Source organism: Segatella intestinalis (genome assembly GCF_029348455.1).
GTDB lineage: Bacteria > Bacteroidota > Bacteroidia > Bacteroidales > Bacteroidaceae > Prevotella.
In genome coordinates, this window is the sequence record NZ_JARJVV010000019.1 from 1 (window position 1) to 19,747 (window position 19,747).

Genomic DNA, 19,747 nt, shown 5'->3' on the forward strand with positions numbered 1-19,747 from the left:
TTATCAGGTGGTTATTGCGGTGGGGTCCCACCTCTTCCCATTCCGAACAGAGAAGTTAAGCCCACTTGCGCCGATGGTACTGCAATGCAATGCGGGAGAGTAGGTAGCCGCCTCCTTTTATAAGAAACCTCAGTTATCTTTTGATAATTGAGGTTTTTTTTGTATCTTTGCATCCATACTTTGTCACATTTTGATCTTTGATTCGTTCTAATCTTTGGTTCATTCTGTATATGAGTGATGTCCGTTCTTTGGTGTATCTCTTTTGGGGTTTACACCGATCTTTGTGACATTTCAATTTTGAAATTATATATTTGTTATTCATTCTAAGTGATTATGCTTTATTTTTTGAAATCTTCATGGATTTGGCTGAAACGATGTACTCATTGTCGCGGTTTTGGTGTTCAGTCTCCTTCGGCGTATCGGTTTATCCGTTACGTCATAAATGAGCATTATCCTTATTATGCTTATGAAGAATTGAAGGAGCATATGAATATGTTGTCCAAACATCAACATAAGTTGGGGAGGCTGTTCTTTCGTTTAGCTAATTTTTGGCAGCCAGATATCTGTTACTGTGATCAACCTCAGTTTTTGAAGTATGCTCAGGCCGGATCTCATCGTATGAAGTCAGGTGCGATTTCTGAATTCTTGGAAAAAAGTGCAATTCGTTGCGTTCCGAACACGGACCGCATACTGATTTGGGTTGACCTGGAATATGCAGCTGATGTGCTTGATGAATTGTTGACCAAATGCACATCTCAAACCTTGTTGGTAGTTAATGGTATTAACAATAAGAATCGTGCTTTGTGGAAAAAACTTCAGGCTGATGTACATGTCGGTATTACTTACCATCTATATTATTGTGGCATTGTGTTTTTCGATAAGTCCGTTTACAAGCAGCATTATGAGGTGAATTTTTGATTATTGTGGGTAAATATGGATAAAATAATGTAATAATTGCATTATTCTTCTGTTTTATTAAGAAAAAATGCTCCAAATGCTTGCAGATAAAATATATTTTATTACTTTTGCACGCAAATATAAATCTAAAAAAAGACAGCTATGTATTGGACACTTGAATTAGCTTCGAAGCTTGAAGATGCACCATGGCCTGCTACAAAGGAAGAGTTGATAGATTATGCAACTCGTTCGGGTGCGCCTCTGGAGGTTCTGGAGAATTTGCAGGAGATAGAAGATGAGGGTGATGTCTATGAAAGCATTGAGGACATTTGGCCCGATTATCCTTCAAAGGATGACTTCTTATGGAATGACGACGAATATTAAAAAGTCGATGATAGGGCTGCTCATTTTGGGCAGCCTTTATCGTTTGCACTTTGTAGTATCTTGTGTTTCCCGTATATAATATATATTAAATAGGTATATAAGACATGTTGTTACTATAAAAAGGTATTCTATCTTTAGGATGGTTATTATTATTCAGTTTACCTTATAATGATATGTGATAAATCGAATATTGCCTATATACAATAAAAATCGTATTATTTCGTTATTTAATTGTGTTGAAACGTCTCATTATATTATACGTCCTGTTGCTGGGTGTTCTGTCTGTGAATGCTCAGTACGATCCTTCGTTTAGTCATTATTTCGATATGGAGCCTTCTTTTAATCCAGCTTCAGTTGGAAAACAGGCTAAATTGAACGTAACGGGCGCTTATGCCATAGACCTGGCAGGTTATGAACACAACCCACGAACAATGTATGTATCGGCTGACATGCCTTTTTATCTTTTGAAAAACTATCATGGTGTAGGTCTTCAACTGATGAACGATCAGATAGGCCTTTTCACCCATCAGCGCCTGGCAGCCCAATATGCCTTCAAGCGAAGACTTTTTGGTGGAATGTTGAGTGCAGGTATACAGGCAGGTTTTATCTCTGAAAGTTTCGATGGAAGCAAGGTGGATGTAGAGGAAGGCAACGACCCTGCTTTACCGAAGACTAATGTAAATGGAAATTCTGTTGATATTGGTGCAGGTGTTTACTATATGCATGGCGCTTGGTACGTAGGCGTTTCTGCCCAGCACCTCACTTCTCCCAAGATAGAGTTAGGTGAAACCAATGAAATAGACATCTCTCCGGTATATTATTTGACTGGAGGATACAATATTAAGTTGAGAAATCCGTTTTTATCAGTGAAGCCTTCTGCTCTTGTGAAGTATGACGGAGTAGCTTGGCGAGGAGATGTTAGTTGTCGTCTGGTGTATACTCATGAGAAGAAGATGCTCTATGGAGGCGTCTCTTATAGTCCCACCAATTCTGTGACTGGCCTCATAGGTGGCCGTTTTCATGGTGTTGTGTTAGGTTATAGCTATGAGTTCTATACTTCAGCCATCTCACCAGGTAATGGTAGCCACGAACTCTTTGTAGGTTATCAGACCGATATCAATCTTGTTAAAAAAGGAAGAAACAAGCACAAAAGCGTAAGAATATTATAAGCAAACATGAATATGAAGAAATGTATATTATCCCTCTGTTCGGCAGTAGCTCTCTTGGCATTAACTGGATGCTTTGGAGCCAAGTCAGCCTCGGTCTCCGGTAGAGGCGGTGAGGTAGTGGGCGTCGGTGGAAGGAATTTTGCAGAACCAGCACCTTATGGAATGGTAAAAATCAATCGAGGATTCCTGAAGATGGGATTAGAAACAGAAGATTCGCTGTGGGGAGAGAAAACACCTCGCAAGGAAGTTTCTGTAGATGGTTTCTGGATGGATGATACCGAAATCACAAATTCAGAGTACAAGCAGTTTGTATCCTATGTGAGGGATTCTATTCTTCGTACCCGTTTGGCAGATCCCGCCTATGGTGGCGATGAAACCTATATGATTACTGAGGACAAGCAGGGTAATCCTGTAACTCCGCGTGTCAACTGGAAGAAACAACTTCCCAAGAAACCTAACGAAGATGAGCAGCGGGCGATAGAGAGTCTTTATGCTGTCAATCCTGTTACGGGGGAGAAATTGATAGACTGGCGCCAGTTGAACTATAAATATGAGATTTATGACTATACAGCTGCGGCTTTGCGTCGCAACCGTATCAATCCACAGGAGCGAAACCTGAATACAGATATCAATATTGATCCAAACGAGGTGGTGATGATATCCAAGGATACAGCTTATGTGGATGATGAAGGAAAAATCGTCAGTGAAACCATTAACCGTCAGTTGTCGGGTCCTTGGGATTTCCTCAACACCTACATTGTTAATGTATATCCCGATACTACTTGTTGGGTCAATGATTTCAGAAACTCAGACAATGAGACTTATCTGAGAAGCTATTTCAGCAATCCAGCTTATAACGACTATCCCGTAGTAGGTGTTACCTGGGAACAGGCCAATGCCTTCTGTGCATGGCGTACAGATTATCTGCTGAAAGGCTTAGGCCCTGAGGCAAGGTTCGTTCAGCGTTACCGTCTCCCTACTGAGGCAGAATGGGAGTTTGCCGCTCGAGGCAAGGATCAGAACGAGTTTCCCTGGGACAACAAGGATGTAAAGAACGGCGATGGTTGTTTCTATGCCAACTTTAAACCCGATCGTGGTAACTACACCAAGGATGGCAATCTGATAACCAGCAAGGTGGCTATATATTCACCCAATTCCAATGGTTTGTATGATATGGCCGGTAATGTGGCAGAATGGACCAGCACAGTATTTACAGAGGCTGGAGTTGATGCAATGAATGACCTGAATCCTACTCTTGTCTACAATGCAGCCAAGGAAGATCCCTATCGTCTGAAAAAGAAGAGTGTACGCGGAGGGTCATGGAAAGATCCAGAGTCATTTATCCGTTCGGCATGGCGTTCTTGGGAATATCAGAATCAACCACGGTCATATATAGGATTCAGATGTGTGAGAAGTCTTGCTACCACATCGAGTGCTAAACAAAAAACAATAAAAACAAAGAAAAGGAGATAATAGCCATGGGCGAATATAGTAAATTCAATATCGTATACCGTCTGCAAAGATGGATGGACAGTGTGCCTGGTCAGACCTTTCTGAACTATGCTTACAGTTGGGGCGCTTCTGTCGTTATTGCTGGTGCGTTGTTTAAGTTGACCCACCTGCCTGGAGCTAATTTCATGATGTTCCTTGGTATGGGAACCGAGGTCGTGGTATTCTTTCTTTCCGCCTTCGACCGTCCTTTCGACAAGACTGCTGACGGGCGAGATATCCCTACTCATGTGACTGAGGAATATCTTGAGACAGGTAAGGTGACCTATGAAGAAGGACGTGTTGCTTCCTCTCAGGCTTCACCTGTTGGTAATGTTCAGCCTTCTGTCGTTGTCGTAGGCAATCCTCAGGCCTCTTCTTCTGCATCAACTATCAGTATGGAAGTTCCTGAGGTAAGCGATTCTCTCGAGAAGCCTGTTCAGACAGTGGCCTGTGGCAGTGATGATAGCACGCAGCAGTCTGTAGCCAATGGTGTCTGGATAGGAAGTCAGCAGAATACTACTCCCGAGATGGCCGAGGCTCAAAGCAACTATGTGGAAGAGTTGAAAAAGTTGGTAGAGACCTTGGAGAAGGTGAATGAGCAGAGCAACCGACTTACTCGTGACAGCGAGGAGATGGAGAATCTGAACCGTACTCTTACCGGTATCAGTAAGGTTTATGAAATGCAGTTGAAGGGTGCCAGTCAGCAAATTGGCACTATCGACCAGATAAATGAGCAGAGTCGCAAGATGGCTCAGCAGATAGAGCAACTCAACAAGATCTATACTCGTATGATTGAGGCGATGACTGTCAATATGAGGGCAGCCGCACCCCATGTGAGTGAAGATTAAAAAGCATAGAGATACGAACTCTCTCTACGGACGAAGAGGGAGAAAACAAGTGAAATAAGCAAATTAAAGAATGGCAATAAAGAAAAGACCTATATCGCCTCGCCAGAAGATGATCAACCTGATGTATCTCGTCTTGATGGCTATGCTGGCATTGAACATCTCGACCGAGGTGCTCAATGGATTTTCTATAGTAGAGGAGAGTCTGAACCGTACAACAGCCAACTCTTCTGCTGAGAATGCTGCCTTATATAGTAATTTTGCTGATCAGATGAAGCAGAATCCTGCCAAGGTAAAGGCATGGTTTGAGAAGGCGACACAGGTTAAGGAAATGAGCGATTCGCTCTACAACTTTGCCCAGCAGCTGAAGGAAGCCATCGTGCGTGAAGCTGATGGAAGCGATGGAGATGTATTGCATATAGAGAATAAGGATAATCTTGAGGCGGCAGGTATAGTGATGCTGGCTCCTGGTTCTGGTAAGGGTGGCAAATTATATCGTGCCATCAACAGCTATCGTGATCGTATATTGATGATGGTCACCGATGAACATCAGAAGAAAATCATCCAGAGCAATCTTTCTACCCGTGTGCCTAAGGATGCAAAGAATTTGGGCAAGAACTGGCAGGAGTACATGTTTGAGAATATGCCCGTGGCAGCAGCCGTTACTTTGTTGTCTAAGTTGCAGAGCGATGTTCGTTATGCCGAGGGTGAAGTGTTGCATACCTTGGTTTCCAATATCGACATGAAAGATATAAGAGTCAACAAGCTTGACGCCTTTGTTATTCCCGAGAAGACAACTCTTTATCCTGGCGAGCGTTTCAATGCCAACATCGTGATGGCTGCAGTCGATACAACTCAGCAGCCTGAGATCTATGTCAATGGAGTGAGAGTGAACACTGCTCATGGTCAGTATTCGTTCACAGCAGGTGGAGTTGGTGAGCACCAGTTTGGTGGCTATATCCTGATGCAGAATGCCAGAGGCGATGTGATGCGTCGAAACTTCCTGCAGAAGTATACTGTAATTCCTGCACCTAATACTGCCACAGTGGCAGCAGATATGATGAATGTATTGTATGCAGGTTTCAAAAACCCTGTCAGCATCAGTGTGCCAGGAGTTCCTGCCAATGCTGTATCTGCAACCATGACAGGTGGCTCGTTTATATCGAAGGGCAACGGACGTTTTGTGGCAGTACCATCAGCAGTGGGTAAGGACGTGACGATACATGTTACAGCCCGTGACAAGGGGCAGACGAGAACGATGCCTCCATTTGTATTCCATGTAAGGAAACTACCCGATCCAACAGCTTACTTGGCTTTGGGTACCAACCGCTTCCGTGGTGGCGCCTTGTCGAAAGCTTCCCTGATGGGCGCTTCAGGTATTCATGCGGCAATTGATGACGGATTATTGGATATTCCTTTCCGTGTATTGAGTTTTGAGACTGTTTTCTTCGACAATATGGGTAATGCAGTACCTTTGGCTTCGGCTGGAGCCAATTTCTCTGAGCGTCAGCGTGAGGAGTTCCGCAGACTGTCGAGAAACCGTCGTTTCTATATCTCTCACATCAAGGCTGTGGGGCCTGATGGAATTACCCGTAACCTCCCTGCAGCCATGGAGGTGATTGTGAGGTAGAGAAATGCAAAGAGTGAAGAATCTTATTGTTTAGAAATAAAGATATTATAATGAGAAAGATATTTTTGTTATTGATGCTTGCGGGGCTGACAATCGGTGCGAATGCCCAGCCAGAAGCTCGTAGACAGGCACAGCAGAAAGCCAAGCAGCAGTCGAATGCCAACAACATGACGACTCGTGCGCAGATAATGTTCCCTACATCGGCCACCATGGGCGACGATGTGGTATGGAGACGTGATATCTATCGTGAGCTCGACTTAAATGATGATGCCAATGCACCATTGTATTATCCTGTGGAGCCTGTCGGTGGTCAGATGAATCTCTTTACCTATATGTTCAAGCTGATGTTGAGCGGTCGTGTTCGTGCCTACCAGTATCGCTTGGATGGTCATGAGAGTTTCAACTACGAGGATCGTGTTGTGCCTAAGGCCTTCATGGATAATTATCACATCTATTATGAACGAAAGAATGGAGCTTTGACCCTCGATGACAGTGATATTCCTTCTCGTGAGGTAAAGTCTTACTATGTGAAAGAAGCCACATACTACGACCAGCATACCGCCACATTCCATACCAAGGTAATCGCCTTGTGTCCTATTATGACACGTGAAGACGATTTTGGTGATGCCGGAACCAAGTATCCTCTCTTCTGGATGAAGTATTCTGACCTTGCTCCCTATCTCTCCAAGCAGCAGATAATGACGAGCAATCTCAATAATGCTGCCATGATGAGTATAGACGATTATTTTGTCAAGAACCAGTATAAGGGCAAGATATACAAGACGACCAATATGTTGGGTAAAACCTTGGCTCAATATTGTCCTACCGATTCAGCTCTGAGCAAGGAGCAGAAGAAGATAGAGTCAGAACTGGCTGCCTTCGAGAAGAATATCTGGGGCGATCAGGCGCGCAAAGATTCTCTTGACAGTATTGCCAATGCCGACAAGAAAAATGCGAAGGGCGTGAAGGGTGTGAAGAAGAATCGCAGAAGCAGAACTTCTGGTTCTTCGTCTACAGTCAAGACCCGTCGTCAGCGCAGTTCCGGTTCGTCAGGATCCAGTACAGCCCGAGTTTCGGTTCGTCGTCAGCGTCATTAATAATAGGTTTATAATATAAGGTATGAAGAAAGTATTATCATTTATTGTGTTGGCGGTTTCGCTCTTCTTTGCTAATCCTGCTCAGGCACAGATTAAGTTAGGTGTAAAGGGTGGCTTGAATGTCAGCAATTTGAAGCTCAGTAGAGACAACTGGGATGCGGAAAACCGTGCAGGATTTTTCTTTGGTCCTATGGTTAAGGTGACAGTGCCTGTTACAGGCTTAAGTTTTGACGTTGCCGCTTTATATGATCAGAAGGAGGCTAAGGTGAAAGTTGCCGACGATGTTGTGGGCGGAACTTATAATTCAACCACAGTTACACAAAAATTCATTGATATTCCTGTGAATGTCCGTTATGGTTTTGGGCTGAGCAGTCTGGCTAATATCTTCCTTTTTGCAGGTCCGCAGTGGGGAATCAATGTAGGAAATAAGAATTTCAAATGGGATAAATCCACCAGCTATTCCTTGAAAAAGGCAAACTTCAGTGTGAATGTGGGCGCTGGTGTAACTTTGTTGAGCCATCTGCAGGCTTCAGTCAATTACAACATTGAATGCAACAAGTCCGGCAGTATGGATATGGGAGTTTCTGATGCCAATGGTAATCCTGTTGTCGTGAAGGGAAGAAACAACACTTGGCAGATAGCTCTTGGTTATTGGTTCTAAGCATAGGAGATACATATTAAAATATATAAAAGCAGATACCTGATGTTGGGTATCTGCTTTTTTATTGTTACCTTTGCAGGGTATGAAGTATGTCGATGTCATATTGCCCTTGCCGCTACCTGGCATGTTTACCTATTCTGTCCCCGAAGGGATGGAAGGGTGTGTTGTTTTTGGTAAACGGGTGCTTGTGCCATTGGGCAAGAGTAAGAAGTACATTGCCATGGTGGTAAAGGTGCATCAGGAGAAGCCGTCCTTTAAGGTCAAGCCGATAGAGCAGGTGCTGGATGCTACTCCCACACTTCTTGACCGACAGTACAGGTTATGGTCGTGGATATCCAACTATTATATGTCACCTTTGGGCGATGTATATAATGCCGCAATGCCTGCAGGCATGAAGTCTGCAGAGAAGTTCAAACCCAGGATGGAATTGTATGTGGAGCTTACGAGCAAATACCGCAACGAAGCTTCCCTGCATGTGGCTCTTAACATGTTGCAGCGTGCCCTGAAGCAATCTAAAGCCCTTACTACATTTCTCAGCCTTTCCCATTGGGACAGTTTAGAGAACGATACGCCTCGCGAAGGCATCAAGAAGGTCACCAAGGAAGAACTGATGAATGAGGCTCATTGCACTTCTGCCATCGTCAAATCGCTCATCGACCGCGACATCCTCTTTACTTACGAGGAGGAGGTGGGACGACTGAATACCTCAGGTGAGAGTCACTTCGAGCAGATCAAACCACTTTCTATAGCCCAGCAGGAAGCTTACAACCAGATTCTCCTTCAGATGATGAAGAAGAATGTGGTGCTTCTTCATGGCGTGACTTCGAGTGGCAAGACCGAGGTGTATATCCACCTCATCAAGCAGGCTCTTGACAATCACAAGCAGGTGCTTTATCTTCTGCCCGAGATAGCTCTCACGGTACAGATCATGGAACGTCTGCACAAAGTTTTTGGCGATCGTCTTGGCATTTATCATTCCAAGTATAGCGATGCCGAACGAGTGGAGATATGGCAGAAACAGATGTCGGCCCATCCCTATGATGTTATTCTTGGGGCTCGAAGTGCAGTCTTTCTCCCTTTTCAGAATCTCGGACTTGTCATCATCGACGAGGAACACGAAACATCCTTTAAGCAACAAGACCCAGCCCCCCGCTATCATGCCCGCAGTGCTGCTATTGTGTTGGCAGGTATGTATCCCGACTGCAAGGTTCTTTTGGGTACAGCCACACCCTCTATGGAGAGTTATTACAATGCGCAGGAAGGCAAGTTCGGATTGGTGGAACTCAAAACCCGATACAAGGACATACAGTTGCCCGAAATCCAGGTGGTGGATGTAAAGGATTTGCGGCATCGCAAGATGATGACTGGTGCCTACTCTCCTCAACTTTTAGCAGCCATACGCGAGGCTTTGTCGCATGGCGAGCAGGCCATTCTGTTCCAGAACCGTCGTGGTTTTGCACCGATGGTGGAATGTAAGGTGTGCGGATGGGTGCCTAAGTGCAAGAACTGCGATGTGTCGCTTACACTTCATAAGAATATCAACCTGCTCACCTGTCACTATTGCGGATATACTTATCCTGTGCCAGTGGAGTGCCCCAACTGTGGAAGTACAGAACTCATGGGGCGAGGTCTGGGTACCGAGCGCATCGAAGACCAACTGACGGATATCTTTCCAGAGGCTCGTATCGCCCGTATGGATTTGGACACCACCCGTACCCGCAATGCTTACGAGCGGCTGATAGATGATTTCTCGTCGGGTAAGACCAATCTGCTCATTGGCACCCAGATGATCTCCAAGGGACTGGATTTCGACAAGGTGAGTGTGGTGGGCATACTGAATGCCGATTCCATGCTCAATTATCCCGACTTCCGAGCCTACGAGCATGCCTTTATGATGATGGCTCAGGTGAGCGGGAGGGCCGGGAGAAAGGGCAAGCGAGGCAAGGTGATATTGCAGACCAAGTCGCCCACGTTGCCTGTCATCTCGCAGGTGGTTCATAACGATTATACAGGCTTCTACCAAGACTTGTTGGAGGAACGAAGGGCTTTCCATTATCCTCCTTTCTACCATCTTGTCTATGTCTTCCTGAAGCATAAGCACGAGCAGGTATGCCATCAGGCGAGTATGGAGTTGGGACAGACTTTGCGCTCCTGGTTTGGCGACAGGGTCCTTGGACCCGACAAGCCAGCGGTGGCAAAGGTGAAGACCATGAACATCCGTAAGATTGTTATCAAACTCGAGAATGGCATCAATCAGGCAAAGGTGAGAGAATATCTGAGATATGCCCAGGAGCAAATGTCGAAGGACCCTCGCTATGGCGCATTGCAGATTTACTATGATGTCGACCCCATGTAGACTGATATGATGGCAATGATTTTGTCTTTGTATGGAGCCAATGAACATAAAAATAAAAAAGGCTATCCCTTTCAAAAGATTGGGATAGCCTTTTGCGATTGTATGTAGTTATGTTTTTGGAATGTTGCTCTTAGAAGTTGATGTCGAGACCAACTGCGAAGACGTTGTTGTTACGGGTATAGTCAGAAGAGTAGTTCTTGCTTCTGTCTGCTGTGAGCTGTACTGTTTCGGTAGTCTTCTTGTGCTGATAGAATGTGTGGAAGTAAGCCACGTTGAGATCCATCTTCTTGTTGATGTGATAAACACCACCGATGGCAACGGAGTTGGAACTTACAACGAATGACTTGTCATCCATATACTCGTCAGACAAACCATAGTTGGTGTTCTGCCAACCTGTACTCAGAGTGATCTTCTTGTTGACGTCTACCTCTACACCGGCATTATACTCCAGAGTACCACGCTTCAACTCCTTGTTGCGGTTGTTGTAAGATGTGGCATTCTTGTCGTCGAACCAGTGGAAACCTGCGTTTACTCTTACTGCATCTACAGGGCTGTAGCCTACTCCCAAAGCCAAGTAAGCAGGAATGTCGCCAGCAATCTTCTTGCCGTCCTCATATTCACCAATGGCCTTGTCTATCTTTGAGTCAAACTGAGTCTTCAATGCGACCATGGCTCCTTGAATTTTTGGGTTGCTCAGAATAGCGTCTGCAGCAGCCTCTGGCACACCATTAGCGATGTAGGCATTGCGCAGATTGTCGGGCAGGTTGCCGATACTTGGTATCTGATTTACTGATTTGTTCTTCAGACGTATACGGGTCTTGAACTCATACTTAGCAGAGAAGTTCCAACGGCCGGTCTTGTAATCTACGCCGATGATAGGAGTGAAGCCTACGCCACTCTGGTCGCAGCTCAACTCGATATTGGCAGAACTTTCCTTAGCTGGGTTGAGTACCATATAAAGAGGCATTTGTCCTACCTGAATGTTCTCTACATAACCATAGTAATTGGTCAGGGCATAAACACCACGAACACCCAAGAAGGCACTGAAGTTGTCGCTGAACTTGTAAGCAGCACCTGCAGAGAGACCGTAGTAATACTGGCGTCCGTGCATATAGCTGTTGTAGCTGTACTTACCTTCAGTTCCGAAGCACTGGTTGCTTGAGAATATGGCTGGTACACCATAAGCACCTGCCACCTGGTCGACAGCACCTGCCAACTGGCAAGCTGCAATGGCAGTCTCGGCTACAATCTTCTCGAATGATCCCAGTCCGTCGTCGAAGGTACACTTACCGCCACCGCCAGTGAGGGCGAAGCTGGCCTGGAAAGACCATTTGCCCTTGTTGTAGGCATACTGGAAAGAAGGGATAACAGGAGCAAAAGCCGTACCCTTGAAATCACGAGGAGTGATGGGATTGTTTACATTGTTGGTAAACAAAGCATAGTCATTGTTGATAGTACGTGTCTGGAAAGCCAACTGCCAGTTGATGGCGAGATGGTGACCTTCACTCATGAATACAACTCCGGCCGGATTGTAATAAACTCCGTCAATACCGATTGAAGCCTCACGGCTCATCATTCTGTCGAATGCTACGTGCTGGTTTGTGTTTGTGAGCAAACCACCTGCCAATGTAGGTGTTGCACAGGCCATCGCAATGGCAACACAAACTAATTTTAGTTTCTTCATTTTAATAATTTTAAATAAAAACGTCCGCAAAGGTAAGAAGAATGTTCTATTTGGATACGGAAAGGTGTGCTTATTTAAAACATATTAACAGAAAAAGAAGGTTTTGTTGCACAGATTTTAAAATATGTGCAGAGTTTTACTTCTGTTCGGGATAAGAAATAGGGGGACAAAAGTTGGTAACATTACCCAACTTTTGCAAGTAACAACTCAGCACCCCTATAGCCATGTGTTTTTACTTTAATAGCATACAAATTGTTTCCTGTTTGTTATGAATTTGTTCTTAGACAACTATAAAAAGTCCGTTCAAAGCCTTTGAACGCACATTCAAAGCCTTTGAACGGACATTCAGAGCCTTTGAACGGACATTCAAAGCCTTTGAACAGACATTGCAAAGGGCGGAACAGAACTTTTTATAGGCTAAAGAGATCATTTATCTTTTTCGCTACTTTGTATCAAAAAAGATTCTGAAAAAGGTGTTACATTTAAAATATTTTATTTACCTTTGCAGACAGATACCCATTCTGCTCAAACAGAGTTTAAACATACTTTCCTTGTTGTTTATAAATCAATTGTTTCACATTAAAAAGTACGATTATGGTACGACCCTTTGATGTAGAACAGGGCAAAGAGGAAAGCGATAGCTGACTATGTCTGTACACATGTTTCAAAAGAATATAAACTAAAATAATAGAACTATGAGAAATTTTACATTTAAAGGACAGCTTTTAACTGCGGTATTTATGTTGCTTGGCTGTTTATCAATTCAAGCAGCTAATGACGACTTGATTACCAAGCAGATTACAATCAACTTGGACAAGGCTGGTACTTTACCTAACAAGATTGCAAGTAGTGAGATGTATAAAATTACGAATCTGAAGATTATTGGTGAGATAAATGGTACGGATTGGAACATGATTCGTGAGATGGCAGGAAGAGATAATCGGGGATATGGTACAGAAGGAAAGCTTTCTGTATTAGATTTGTCTGAGGCGAAGATTGTAAAAGGTGGGGATAGTTATTATCCTGGTGATAATTGTTATACTTCTAATGATGAAATAGGCGAGAAAGCATTCAAAGACTGTAGCAGATTAACGAGTTTAACCCTTCCTGTTGGTATTACCTCAATAGGCTATGACGCATTCGCATACTGTAGCGGATTAACGAGTTTAACCCTTCCTGCTGGTATTACTTCAATAGGCGAGTACGCATTCTATGGCTGTAGCGGATTAACGAGTTTAAACCTTCCTGCTGGTATTACCGAGATAGGCGAGAGCACATTCTCTGACTGTAGCGGATTAACGAGTTTAACCCTTCCTGCTGGTATTACCTCAATAGGCATTAGCGCATTCGCATACTGTAGCGGATTAACGAGTTTAACCCTTCCTGCTGGTATTACCTCAATAGACAAGTACGCATTCCTGGACTGTAGCGGATTAACGAGTTTAACCCTTCCTGATGGTATTACCTCAATAGGCAGTCGCGCATTCTATGGCTGTAGCGGATTAACGAGTTTAACCCTTCCTGCTGGTATTACCTCAATAGGCGATGACACATTCTATGGCTGTAGCGGATTAACGAGTTTAACCCTTCCTGCTGGTATTACTTCAATAGGCGAGTACGCATTCTCTGGCTGTAGCGGATTAACGAGTTTAACCCTTCCTGCTGGTATTACCTCAATAGACAAGTACGCATTCTCTGGCTGTAGCAGATTAACGAGTTTAACCCTTCCTGCTGGTATTACTTCAATAGGCGAGTTCGCATTCTCTTACTGTAGCGGATTAACGAGTATATATGTATATGCAGAGAAAGTACCAAGAATAGGTCGTTATGCATTCGAAGGTTGTGCTTCCAGGAAATGTACACTTTATGTACCTAAGGGAACTTATGATAATTACAGGCTCTCTGAATTTGGCTACTTTGAGAATATAGTAGAATTCGATGCAACAGGTATCGACAAGACTACAACCTCTACTGATGTTGAGGAGGTATCTCGCTATTCTGCAGATGGTCAGCGATTGGCTGTTCCTGTTAAGGGCTTGAACATCGTGAAGTATAGCGACGGAACTGCGAGGAAGGTTGTTGTGAAGTAAAAAATCTTAATTGATAAATCGATATGAAAAGAGTGAGGGTGCGTCAGCAGTCAATGACGCACCCTCGTTTCTTTTATGCAAAAATATTACTTGTTCAGGTGTGGATAGGAAATCCTGGTGTGGTAGATAGATTTCAGTCGTTCAATGAGTACAGACTTGGCCAAGGCTATGTCGCGGAAGGTGATAGGACACTCCCTGAAGAAACCGCCTGCTACCTGACTATCAATGAGCTTATTGGTCAGTGCGCTGATACTCTCTTCGGTATATTCTTTGAGCGAACGTGATGCCGCCTCCACAGTATCAGCCATCATCAGAATAGCTTGTTCGCGCGTGAAAGGGTTAGGACCAGGATACTGGAACATCTCCTTGTCCACCTGCTCGTCGGGGTGCTCGTTACAATAATTAATATAGAAATACTTGGTGAGTCCTGTGCCGTGGTGGGTAGAGATGAAGTCCTTGATGATGCCTGGCAGATTGAATTTCTCGGCAAGCTTCAGTCCTTCCGTAACGTGGCTGATGATGATTTGTGCGCTCTCCAGGTCGGAGAGTTGGTCGTGAGGATTGACACCAGCTTGGTTTTCGGTAAAGAATACAGGATTGGTCATCTTGCCGATGTCATGATAGAGCGCACCGGTACGTACCAGCAGACTGTTGGCATGAATACGGTTGGCAATTTCGGCAGCCAGGTTTCCCACGGTGATGGAATGCTGGAAGGTGCCAGGAGCTATCTCGCTCAGGTTTCGGAGCAGTCCCTTGTTGGTGTTGGAAAGCTCGAAGAGTGTCACGTTGGAGATGAATCCAAACATCTTCTCGATGAGGTACATCATCGGGTAGGAGAGCAGCAGGAAGATGCCGTTGATGATAAAATAGGTGTACATGCTCGGGTCGATGTTGAACACCTGGTTGTCCTGCATGAGCTGAAGTGCTAAGTAGACGATGCAACTCGAAATGGTGACGAGTATGGCTGTGATGAATATCTGCGACCGCTTGGACAGTTCGCGGAGCGAGTAGATGGCCACCAGTCCCGATGCTAACTGCACGATGATGAACTCGTACTGATACTTTACTGCTGCGGCACAGATAAGAATCATCGTAACATGGGTGATGAATGCCGTTCGGGAATCCATGAACACCCTGACGAAGATAGCAGCCATGGCAAAGGGGATAATATAGACCGAGAAGAAGTTGTGCTTCATCATCATCGACACGAGGATAGGGAAGAGGGTGATCATCGTGTAGAGCATGGTGATGCTTCGTGGCTTCTCGAAGTAGTCTTTGCGGAAGAGCGTGAGGTAGGAGGTGAACATCATGACGAGTATCAGCACGAAGAGAATCTGGCCGATGAAGGTGGTCATGATTTCGTCTTGAGTGGAGCTTCTGCGCTTCATCTCCTTATCGAAAGAGTTGAGCACACGGCAAGTGTAGTCGTTGACGATTTCTCCACGGTCGATGATTTTCTGTCCGCTCATCACCATGCCACTTGCCAAAGGAATGCTGCTCAGCAGATCGTTTTTCTCGGCATCGCTCTTCTCTTTATCGTACACGATATTGGCCTCTATATAGTTGTTGAGGTTGCACCGTGAGAGGATGGCTCGCTGGGCTGCGAGTTTCTCGTTGGCAAAGATGTGCTCGTATGCAGCTATGGTGGAGTAGAAACTGCTCACCTTGAGACTCTTGGCATTTTTACCACTCACGAATCGTATCATGCTGGTGGAGTCCTTGAAGATGTTGTTGTATTCGTTGGTGTTGATGATGCCCATCTGGTATATTTCCTGCATCTGTCTTGCCACGATGCCCACATATTCTTTGGGCAGACCGTTGATGCCCTGCTCGTAGTCGTGCAGGAATCGCTCCACCTGCTTTTTCTCGATAAGCGGGTTGAGACTGTAGTAAGGCTGGAAGTGCTTGAGCAGGGAATCCTGTTCGTGCTTGATGGCCTCGTCTGTTTTGTAGATAGGGAAGTCGAACTTGGCAATGACCGATCCATACATCCATGGCTTTCCTACATCGTAGCGATACATTCTGCCCTCGTTGCGTGGCAGGAACCACACGATGATGGCTACGGTGATACATACGAGTACGGTCTTGGTGGCGAGATTTCGCCAGTAATTCTCTTCTGTGTTGTTGAATATGCTCATTTTATACCACTATTTTTAGATTACTCTGCGAAAATACGAAAAAAAACTGCTAAAATCGCAAAAAAAAGTGTAATTTTGCAGAAAATTTAAAAAATAGCTATTTTCAGACATGACTGATAGAAAAGTAAGAGTGCGTTTTGCCCCCAGTCCTACGGGTGCATTGCACATTGGCGGTGTTCGTACTGCCTTATATAATTATTTGTTTGCTCGCCAGCATGGTGGTGAGCTTGTGTTCCGTATTGAGGATACTGACTCACATCGTTTTGTGCCAGGAGCTGAGGAGTATATCCTGGAGTCATTCAAATGGCTCGGTATCAAGTTTGACGAGGGTGTAAGCTTTGGTGGAGAGCATGGTCCTTACCGCCAGAGTGAGCGTCGCGACATCTATAAGAAATATGTGCAGCAGTTGCTTGATGCGGGTAAGGCTTATATCGCTTTCGATACTCCCGAGGAGCTTGAGGCAAAGCGTGCCGAGATACAGAACTTCCAGTATGATGCTCATACCCGTATGCAGATGCGCAACTCGCTCACTCTTTCCAAGGAGGAGGTTGACCAGCTCATTGCAGACGGCAAGCAGTATACTGTGCGCTTCAAGATTGAGCCCGGTGAGGAGATTCATGTCAACGATATGATACGAGGAGACGTGAAGGTGATGAGTGATATCTTGGACGACAAGGTGCTCTATAAGAGCGCAGACGAGTTGCCAACATATCATCTTGCCAACATCGTGGACGACCATCTGATGGAGATTTCCCACGTGATTCGTGGTGAGGAGTGGCTGCCAAGTGCTCCCTTGCACGTGTTGCTCTATAAGGCATTTGGCTGGGAAGACACTATGCCACGTTTTGCCCATCTTCCTTTGTTGCTCAAGCCAGAGGGTAAGGGTAAACTGAGCAAGCGTGATGGCGACCGTCTGGGTTTCCCTGTGTTCCCATTGGAGTGGCACGATCCCAAGACCGGTGAGGTGTCATCAGGCTATCGCGAGAGTGGTTACTTCCCCGAGGCAGTGGTCAACTTCCTGGCTCTGTTGGGATGGAATCCTGGTACAGAACAGGAAATCTTCTCGCTCGATGAGTTGGTGAAGGCTTTCGATATCTCACGTTGCTCGAAGGCTGGTGCCAAGTTTGACTTCAAAAAGGGTATTTGGTTCAACCATGAGTATATACTGATGAAGAGCGATGACGAAATAGCCAATCTCTTTGCCCCTATCGTTGCCAACAATGGTGTGGAGGAAACGATGGATCGTGTGAAGCAGGTTGTGCACATGATGAAGGACCGTGTGAACTTCGTCTATGAGTTGTGGCCTCTTTGCTCTTTCTTCTTTATTCCACCAACCGAGTACGATGCCAAGACAGCCAAGAAGCGCTGGAAGGAGTATTCGGCTCAGCAGATGACCGAGCTTGCAGAGGTGCTTGAAGGTATCGAAGATTTCTCTATCGAGGGACAGGAGCCTGTCGTGATGAAATGGGTAGAGGACAAGGGCTATAAGCTTGGCGACGTGATGAACGCATTCCGTCTCACACTCGTTGGCGAGGGCAAGGGCCCAGGCATGTTCGACATCTCAGCCTTCCTTGGCAAGGAGGAAACCCTGAAGCGCTTGCGCAAGGCCATCGAAGTGTTAGGATAAAGTGTCAATCAAACTTCCGGTATCATGATTTACAACGTAGTCATTTATTTGGTCCTCTGGGGCATAGCCATTGCGAGCCTTTTCGACCATAAGGTGCGCAAGATGTGGCGTGGCGAGCGTGAAGCATTCAGACTGCTCAAGCAGAAGGTAGACCCTACTGCTCAGTATGTGTGGTTTCATGCAGCCTCGCTCGGCGAGTTCGAGCAGGGGCGTCCCCTCATGGAACGTATTCGCAGGGATTTCCCTCAGTACAAGATATTGCTTACCTTCTATTCGCCATCGGGCTATGAGGTGCGCAAGAACTACGAGGGAGCCGACATTATCTGTTATATGCCGGTGGATACTCGATTGAATGCCATCCGTTTCCTGCGTCTGGTGCGCCCGGTGATGGCTTTCTTCATCAAGTATGAATTCTGGTCAAACTTCCTTCACATTCTGAAGCATCGCAATATTCCTACCTACAGTGTGAGCAGCATCTTCCGCGAGGACCAGGTGTTCTTCAAGTGGTATGGCAGGAGCTATGCCGGAGTATTGAAGTGCTTCACCCGTTTCTTCGTGCAGAACGAGGAAAGCAAGCGCCTGCTCGAAAGTATTGGCATAACTGCTGTCGACGTGGTGGGAGATACTCGTTTTGACCGTGTGCTCCAGATCAAGGAGGCTGCCAAGCAGTTGCCTATATGTGATGCTTTCCGCAAGGGACATGTTGCAGAGGCTTTGGCTGCTGGAGAAATCCCTGCTAAAGAGGACTATAAGGTTTTTGTGGCAGGCAGTTCCTGGCCACCTGATGAGGAGATATTCATTCCGTTCTTCAATGAGCATAAGGACTGGCGTCTGCTGATAGCTCCTCATGTCATAGGCGAGGATCATCTGCGCCAGATTCTTTCTCTGATAAAGGACAAAAAGGTGGTGCGCTACACACAGACCACTCCCGAGGAGGCAGCTCAGGCTGACGTGCTGATCATCGACTGTTTCGGATTGCTGAGCAGCATGTACCATTATGGTGATGTGGCTTATGTAGGTGGAGGCTTCGGTGTTGGTATTCACAACACTTTGGAGGCTGCAGTATGGAATATGCCGGTCATCTTTGGACCTAACAACAAGAAGTTCCAGGAAGCCCAGGGCTTGCTCAAGTCGGGTGGTGGTTTTGAGATTCAAAACTATGAGAGTTTTGAGGGCTTGATGAATTCTATGATGAATGATGAGGCTTTCCTGAAGCAGGCCGGTGACAAGGCTGGTGCTTTCGTAGCGAGTCTTTCGGGTGCTACCGATAAGGTTCTGTCTAAAGTGGAGCTTTAAACTCTTTCACAAGAGCGGTGCTTTTCACAAAGCGGGATGGTTCTTTTTCGCAAAGAATCGAGGTGCTTTTCACAAAGCAGTATTTTTGTAATTACGGTTGCAAAAGTACTGCTTTTTTCTGTAACCACCAAATTTCAGTGTGCGTGAAGGGGCTGTTTTCTGCAAATCTTAGTTTTGTAATGAAGAAAACTAAGATTTACTTCTCGTTATCTTATGACTTGATACCGTACGTTTCATACGGTATCATCTCCTAAGACATGAGGCAGCCGTGCGTTTCATATGGTCGCCTCTCTGTAAGAAAAAAGATGGTATTTGCTGACGCTGACACTGACAGTCCAATTTTCCGCAGGGTAAAAAGGGTAAGGGTAGAAGTTTATATTTA

At 45.3% G+C, this 19,747-nt stretch carries 14 protein-coding genes and 1 rRNA gene; 13 read left to right on the plus strand and 2 right to left on the minus strand.

Features of this window, described 5'->3' with window-relative positions; all coding sequences use genetic code 11:
• Positions 1–3 precede the first annotated feature (3 nt).
• The 10 genes from rrf (at position 4) to priA (ending at position 10,530) form a co-directional block, all read left to right on the plus strand.
• Positions 4–116: ribosomal RNA gene (gene rrf / locus P3T48_RS12105) — 5S ribosomal RNA — on the plus strand.
• 217 nt (positions 117–333) lie between these two features.
• Complete coding sequence (locus P3T48_RS12110) at positions 334–918, plus strand: hypothetical protein (RefSeq protein WP_276506862.1); 585 nt, start codon at positions 334–336, stop codon at positions 916–918.
• Between the two features lie 141 nt (positions 919–1,059).
• A complete protein-coding gene (locus P3T48_RS12115; protein WP_006848869.1) occupies positions 1,060–1,281 on the plus strand; it encodes a DUF2795 domain-containing protein in 222 nt (73 codons plus the stop codon).
• A 233-nt stretch (positions 1,282–1,514) separates the two neighbouring features.
• Positions 1,515–2,450: a PorP/SprF family type IX secretion system membrane protein gene (locus P3T48_RS12120; RefSeq protein WP_276506864.1), complete on the plus strand. Its 936-nt coding sequence runs from the start codon at positions 1,515–1,517 to the stop codon at positions 2,448–2,450.
• A 12-nt stretch (positions 2,451–2,462) separates the two neighbouring features.
• The gene (gene porK, locus P3T48_RS12125) at positions 2,463–3,923 is read left to right on the plus strand and encodes a T9SS ring complex lipoprotein PorK/GldK (protein ID WP_276506865.1); all 1,461 of its coding nucleotides are present in this window, start codon (positions 2,463–2,465) and stop codon (positions 3,921–3,923) included.
• Between the two features lie 5 nt (positions 3,924–3,928).
• Complete coding sequence (gene porL / locus P3T48_RS12130) at positions 3,929–4,789, plus strand: type IX secretion system motor protein PorL/GldL (RefSeq protein WP_276506866.1); 861 nt, start codon at positions 3,929–3,931, stop codon at positions 4,787–4,789.
• Positions 4,790–4,859: 70 nt separating this feature from the next.
• Positions 4,860–6,416 carry a type IX secretion system motor protein PorM/GldM gene (gene porM / locus P3T48_RS12135; RefSeq protein WP_276506867.1) on the plus strand — a complete coding sequence of 519 codons (1,557 nt, stop codon included), beginning with the start codon at positions 4,860–4,862 and terminating at the stop codon, positions 6,414–6,416.
• A gap of 50 nt (positions 6,417–6,466) precedes the next feature.
• Positions 6,467–7,513 (plus strand): type IX secretion system ring subunit PorN/GldN, encoded by a 1,047-nt coding sequence (gene porN, locus P3T48_RS12140; RefSeq protein ID WP_158462816.1) that lies wholly within the window; start codon positions 6,467–6,469, stop codon positions 7,511–7,513.
• 22 nt (positions 7,514–7,535) lie between these two features.
• On the plus strand, positions 7,536–8,174 hold the full coding sequence (locus P3T48_RS12145; protein ID WP_276506868.1) for a porin family protein: 639 nt from the start codon (positions 7,536–7,538) through the stop codon (positions 8,172–8,174).
• Positions 8,175–8,256: 82 nt separating this feature from the next.
• Positions 8,257–10,530, plus strand: coding sequence for a replication restart helicase PriA (gene priA, locus P3T48_RS12150; RefSeq protein ID WP_276506869.1), 2,274 nt, complete (start codon positions 8,257–8,259; stop codon positions 10,528–10,530).
• 130 nt (positions 10,531–10,660) lie between these two features.
• On the opposite strand, the gene P3T48_RS12155 is transcribed toward priA, so the two are convergent.
• Positions 10,661–12,214 carry an OmpP1/FadL family transporter gene (locus tag P3T48_RS12155; protein ID WP_276506870.1) on the minus strand — a complete coding sequence of 518 codons (1,554 nt, stop codon included), beginning with the start codon at positions 12,212–12,214 and terminating at the stop codon, positions 10,661–10,663.
• Positions 12,215–12,909: 695 nt separating this feature from the next.
• Here P3T48_RS12155 and P3T48_RS12160 point away from each other — a divergent pair.
• Positions 12,910–14,304: a leucine-rich repeat domain-containing protein gene (locus P3T48_RS12160; RefSeq protein WP_276506871.1), complete on the plus strand. Its 1,395-nt coding sequence runs from the start codon at positions 12,910–12,912 to the stop codon at positions 14,302–14,304.
• 86 nt (positions 14,305–14,390) lie between these two features.
• Here the strand turns inward: P3T48_RS12160 and P3T48_RS12165 are convergent, their stop codons facing one another.
• Complete coding sequence (locus P3T48_RS12165; RefSeq protein WP_276506872.1) at positions 14,391–16,442, minus strand: HD family phosphohydrolase; 2,052 nt, start codon at positions 16,440–16,442, stop codon at positions 14,391–14,393.
• Positions 16,443–16,551: 109 nt separating this feature from the next.
• Between P3T48_RS12165 and gltX the strand changes: the two genes are divergently transcribed.
• On the plus strand, positions 16,552–18,069 hold the full coding sequence (gene gltX, locus P3T48_RS12170) for a glutamate--tRNA ligase (protein WP_217759105.1): 1,518 nt from the start codon (positions 16,552–16,554) through the stop codon (positions 18,067–18,069).
• A 27-nt stretch (positions 18,070–18,096) separates the two neighbouring features.
• Positions 18,097–19,365, plus strand: a complete 1,269-nt coding sequence (locus tag P3T48_RS12175; RefSeq protein WP_276506891.1) for a 3-deoxy-D-manno-octulosonic acid transferase — start codon at positions 18,097–18,099, stop codon at positions 19,363–19,365.
• The last annotated feature ends 382 nt before the right edge of the window (positions 19,366–19,747 follow it).

Coding starts and splice junctions, on each gene's coding strand:
- P3T48_RS12165 (WP_276506872.1), bottom strand. CDS start 16,442: ATGAGCATATTCAACAACACAGAAGAGAATTACTGGCGAAATCTCGCC.
- P3T48_RS12115 (WP_006848869.1), top strand. CDS start 1,060: ATGTATTGGACACTTGAATTAGCTTCGAAGCTTGAAGATGCACCATGG.
- porM (WP_276506867.1), top strand. CDS start 4,860: ATGGCAATAAAGAAAAGACCTATATCGCCTCGCCAGAAGATGATCAAC.
- P3T48_RS12160 (WP_276506871.1), top strand. CDS start 12,910: ATGAGAAATTTTACATTTAAAGGACAGCTTTTAACTGCGGTATTTATG.
- porL (WP_276506866.1), top strand. CDS start 3,929: ATGGGCGAATATAGTAAATTCAATATCGTATACCGTCTGCAAAGATGG.
- gltX (WP_217759105.1), top strand. CDS start 16,552: ATGACTGATAGAAAAGTAAGAGTGCGTTTTGCCCCCAGTCCTACGGGT.
- P3T48_RS12155 (WP_276506870.1), bottom strand. CDS start 12,214: ATGAAGAAACTAAAATTAGTTTGTGTTGCCATTGCGATGGCCTGTGCA.
- priA (WP_276506869.1), top strand. CDS start 8,257: ATGAAGTATGTCGATGTCATATTGCCCTTGCCGCTACCTGGCATGTTT.
- P3T48_RS12110 (WP_276506862.1), top strand. CDS start 334: ATGCTTTATTTTTTGAAATCTTCATGGATTTGGCTGAAACGATGTACT.
- porN (WP_158462816.1), top strand. CDS start 6,467: ATGAGAAAGATATTTTTGTTATTGATGCTTGCGGGGCTGACAATCGGT.
- porK (WP_276506865.1), top strand. CDS start 2,463: ATGAAGAAATGTATATTATCCCTCTGTTCGGCAGTAGCTCTCTTGGCA.
- P3T48_RS12145 (WP_276506868.1), top strand. CDS start 7,536: ATGAAGAAAGTATTATCATTTATTGTGTTGGCGGTTTCGCTCTTCTTT.